Origin of the sequence: Dyella sp. (assembly GCF_036384435.1) — a bacterium.
Lineage (GTDB): Bacteria > Pseudomonadota > Gammaproteobacteria > Xanthomonadales > Rhodanobacteraceae > GSA-30.
Genome location: NZ_DASVMI010000013.1, coordinates 1 through 4373 on the forward strand (window position 1 = coordinate 1; position 4373 = coordinate 4373).

General features: G+C 62.6%; 6 protein-coding genes. 4 read left to right on the forward strand and 2 right to left on the reverse strand.

The window, feature by feature from the left end; genetic code table 11:
• From VF436_RS01070 to dinB, 4 genes are all read left to right on the forward strand, one after another.
• Positions 1-649, forward strand: a 649-nt coding sequence (locus VF436_RS01070) for a hypothetical protein (protein ID WP_330902114.1), incomplete at its 5' end; no start/stop codon positions are given.
• A gap of 3 nt (positions 650-652) precedes the next feature.
• Positions 653-1144 carry a sigma-70 family RNA polymerase sigma factor gene (locus tag VF436_RS01075; protein ID WP_330902115.1) on the forward strand — a complete coding sequence of 164 codons (492 nt, stop codon included), beginning with the start codon at positions 653-655 and terminating at the stop codon, positions 1142-1144.
• Entirely contained in the window at positions 1141-1488 is a 348-nt protein-coding gene (locus tag VF436_RS01080) for a hypothetical protein (protein ID WP_330902116.1), read from the forward strand. Before VF436_RS01075 ends, VF436_RS01080 begins: the two co-directional genes overlap by 4 nt.
• A gap of 32 nt (positions 1489-1520) precedes the next feature.
• Positions 1521-2657: a DNA polymerase IV gene (dinB, locus tag VF436_RS01085; protein ID WP_414649792.1), complete on the forward strand. Its 1137-nt coding sequence runs from the start codon at positions 1521-1523 to the stop codon at positions 2655-2657.
• Between the two features lie 169 nt (positions 2658-2826).
• Here dinB and tam read toward each other — a convergent pair whose 3' ends face one another.
• Together tam and VF436_RS01095 are read right to left on the reverse strand one after the other, a co-directional pair.
• Positions 2827-3603 (reverse strand): trans-aconitate 2-methyltransferase, encoded by a 777-nt coding sequence (tam, locus tag VF436_RS01090; RefSeq protein WP_330902119.1) that lies wholly within the window; start codon positions 3601-3603, stop codon positions 2827-2829.
• Positions 3604-3682: 79 nt separating this feature from the next.
• Positions 3683-4373 (reverse strand): FAD-dependent oxidoreductase (locus tag VF436_RS01095; RefSeq protein WP_330902120.1); only part of this gene is annotated, 691 nt, incomplete at its 5' end.

Here is a 4373-nt window from a genome sequence, read left to right on the forward strand (position 1 = left end):
GCCCATGGAACTGCGCATCTACGAGGTGCCGCAGGCGCAGACCGAATCGCTTCGTCAGGCCCTGACCAGTGCCCTTGCGCCCGGCGGTCAAGCCGCCGTGACCAGCCCGACGCCAGGCAAGTTGCTGGTCTACGCGCCGGAAACCTCCCAGGATTCCATTGCCAGTGCCCTTTCCGGCCTGGCCAGCAGCAGCAAGGACAGCCACGCGCCGGCCTCGTTGAACTTGCGATTCTGGATTGTGGATGCTGTTCCAGGCGATGGCGCCGATGATGCCAGCCTCACCGTGCTGACCGATGTACTCAAGTCCTGGCGCGGCTCCATGGGCGCGGCTCATTTCAAGCTGGTGGAGGCCACCTCCGGCGCGGTACGTGAAGGCGGTCAGGGCGAGATCGTCACGGGGTATCAGTACGGTTACGAGACAAGCGTATCGAACTCCGGCGACATCAGCCTTCAGTTGCAGGTTCGCAACAATCAGAATGGAGGTCGCGTGCAAGGACTGGGGCTATTCCAGGGACAGCTCAACGTGACGCCCGGGCATTTCGTCGTGCTGGCCCAGACGCCCGGACCGGGAGGCGACGCGACCGCCAGCGGCGATACCCCGGTGGCACGGCTGCTGGTGATGCGAGTCGATCGTAGCCAGCAGCGTTAAGCCATGGCTTTGCGCGAGGAAGCGCTGTATGCAAGCTATCGCCGACTCGAACGTTCACTTTACAACGTGCTTTATCGCCAGCTCTGGCAGGCACAGGACTGCCAGGATCTTATCCATGACGCGTTCATGCGCGTCTGGGAGCGGCGCGACAAAGTCGACGAAGCGACGCTCGATGCGCTGGTATGGACGAGCGCGCTCAACCTGGCGCGCAATCGTCTGCGTTGGCGCGCGCTATGGCGATACGAAACCGTGGACGAGTGCGCCGAACAACTTCCCATGGAAACCAAGACACACGACTTCCTGGCCGAGCGTCGCCTGCACGACGCGCTGCGCAAACTGCCGCAGCGATTACGGGAGGTGCTGCTGATGTTCGAGTACGGCGAACTGAAGACCGCGCAGATAGCCCAGATCCTGGGTATTCCCGAGGGAACGGTCTCCTCGCGCAGGCACCAGGCGCTTGCGCGGCTGAAAAATCTTCTGGGAGACCTGCCGTGATCGAGCTACGAGTTCTTTCACCCACGCGCACACCACCGGCTGGCGGGCTGTCGCGATTGCAACGCGCGGTGGCAGCGCAGGGCACCGGGCTACAACCGAGATGGCGGTGGCTGGCGATGGCGGCATCGCTGGTCTTGCTGGTGATGGCACTGCCCTTGTGGATGGCGCCATCGCGCGATGACGGTAGCCTCGATCGCGCACTGCACGACGCCTTGCTCCCCCCCCCATCCGGCAACGCAGTCCTGGTGCACGACGGCGCCGCGCTCGCCGTGGACAGCGGTCGGCAGGACGTACGCATTTATCTGATACAACGCTTGCCACCCCGGCCCGTACCCAGCCAGTAACGGGCCCGCCACGCAGCGCGCAAGTCACTTCGATGGGGATTAGAATCGGGACCGACACCGTTACCCGATTCGCCGTGCCCACTGCTCAGCGCAAAATCCTCCATGTCGACATGGATGCGTTCTACGCGTCGGTGGAACAGCGCGACGACCCGTCGCTGCGCGGCAAGCCGGTAGTTGTGGCCTGGCGCGGCGCGCGCTCGGTGGTATGCGCGGCCAGCTATGAAGCACGCACGTTCGGCGTGCGCTCGGCGATGCCGGCCATTCGTGCGGAACGGCTATGCCCCCAGGCGATCTTCGTGCCACCGGATTTCGGCCGCTACAAGACCGTATCCCGGCAGGTGCGCGACATTTTCTCGCGCCATACCGACCTGATCGAACCGCTCTCGCTCGATGAAGCCTACCTGGACGTCACCAGCACCAAGACCGGCCTGCCGTCGGCCACCGCTACCGCCGAGGCCATTCGCGCCGCGATCCGCGAGGAAACACAACTGACTGCTTCGGCGGGTGTGGCACCGAACAAGTTCCTGGCCAAGATCGCCTCCGACTGGCGCAAGCCCGATGGCTTGTTCGTCATACGACCTCACCAGGTCGAGGCCTTTCTTGCCCCGTTGAAGGTTGGCAAATTGCCTGGCGTCGGCAAGGTCATGGAAGCCAGGCTGACCGAAATGGATGTCCATACCGTGGCTGACCTGCGTGCCCTGGGACAGCCCCTGCTGGAGCAACGCTTCGGGCAATGGGGCCGCCGATTGCATGAGCTGTCGATGGGCATCGACGATCATCCGGTGTCGCCGGATCGGTTGACGCTGCAAGTGTCCTCGGAAGACACCTTCGAGAAAGACCTGACGCTCGACCAGTTGGAACCGCACATCCGCAGGCTCGCGGAAAAAACCTGGGCGGGACACCAACGTGAGGCCTTGGGCGGCCGCATCGCCCGCACTGTCGTATTGAAGTTGAAGACGTCCGACTTCCAGACGCTGACACGCAGCCTGACACCATCAATACGACCGCGCTCGGCCGAAGAACTGGCCGATCTGGCCTGCGCCTTGCGTGAGCGCGTGCAACGCGCCGAAGCGGAACTTTATCGCCTGGTCGGTGTGGGACTGTCGGGCTTTGTGGAGCTGGACAGCTTCTCGGCGCAGGGAGATTTATTCGAAGGTGAAGACGATTAACTACGGCGGGGCGTACAGCGTTGGGGGCGCCCAGGGGCGAGGGAGAAGTAGCGAGGCCGCTTTGTCATAAGCGGTCGAGATGTGGACGGGCAGGCAAAGCGCGTCTGCCATTGACGATGACTTACCCCAGCTTCACTGTCGCTACTTGTCCCTGAGCCTCTGAACCGATTTACGCAGCTACCGTGGCCACGAAGAACAGACGGGGAAACGGCAACAACACCGTGCCGTCGTCGAACACCGTGTATTGCTTCGCCAGCGCAGCCTCGTAGCGCGCCAGATAGGCTTCGCGGTCGCTCTCGTCCAGGGGATCGAGAAAGGGCCGCAAGCCGGTGCCCTTGAACCACTCCACGATGGCATGCACACCGCCTTCCAGCGCGTGGTGATACACCGTGCGCCAGACATTGACCTGGGCTCCCTGCCCGCGCAGTAGCTGGTAATACCAGAGCGCATCGTGCCGGCTTGAACGCGCATCGGCGGCATGCGCCAGTCTCGTCGACCATGGCCCTTCAGCCGCCACTTCACGCATCAGCCGATGCGCAGGCTCATCGAGATTGTCCGGCACCTGTACCGCGAGGCTGCCACCGGGCGCCAGCTTGCCCAGCAGAGCGGGCAACAGCGACTGGTGATCAGGCAGCCACTGCAAGGCGGCGTTGGCAAGAATCACGTCGAATGATCCCTGTGCATGCCAGGTCGAGATATCGGCCACCTCGAAGTGCGCATGCGGCAGGCGCTTGCGCGCGGCATCGATCATGTTCTGCGAGCTATCCATGCCATAGACCGACGCTTGCGGATAACGCTGTGCAAGAAATTCGGTCGAATTGCCCGGGCCGCATCCGATATCGGCCACCGCCTGGACCTGTATCTCGGGTAGCTGCGCAAGCAGGTCATGGATGGGACGATTGCGCTCATTTTCAAACTTGCTGTACTGCGTGGCCGACCAGCTCATGGTGTGCTCCTTTGCCATAAAAAAACCCCCATCGATCCGATGATCGATGGGGGCTCGTGCGTCTTGCGGGGCAAGATGCCTACTTCTTCTTCGGGATGTACAGGTCGGTGATCGTGCCTTCGTACACTTCCGCGGCCATGCCTACCGATTCGCTCAAGGTGGGATGCGGATGAATGGTCAGGCCGATATCGGCAGCCTCCGACCCCATCTCGATCGCCAGCGCGACTTCCGAAATGAGATCGCCTGCATGTGGGCCGACGATAGCGCCACCGACCACGCGATGGGTTTGCTCATCGAATAACAGCTTGGTAAAGCCTTCGGTACGATCGATACCTATGGCGCGACCGCTTGCCGCCCACGGGAACTTGCCCACGCCGATCTTCAGGCCCTTTTCCTTTGCCTCGCGCTCGGTCACACCGACCCACGCGATTTCCGGGTCGGTATAGGCCACCGATGGAATCACGCGCGCATCGAAATGCGACTTCATGCCCGCGGCGACTTCAGCCGCCACCTTGCCTTCGTGCGTAGCCTTGTGTGCAAGCATCGGCTGGCCCACCAGGTCGCCAATGGCGAAGATATGCGGCACGTTGGTGCGCATCTGCGTATCGACGTTGATGAAACCGCGCTCGGTTACCGCCACGCCAGCCTTGTCCGCACCGATCTTGTTGCCGTTGGCCGAGCGGCCCACGGATACCAGAACGCGATCGAACAAGGTGGTTTCGGGAATCGACTCACCCTCGTAGCTCACCTCGATGCCCTTCTTGGTGGCC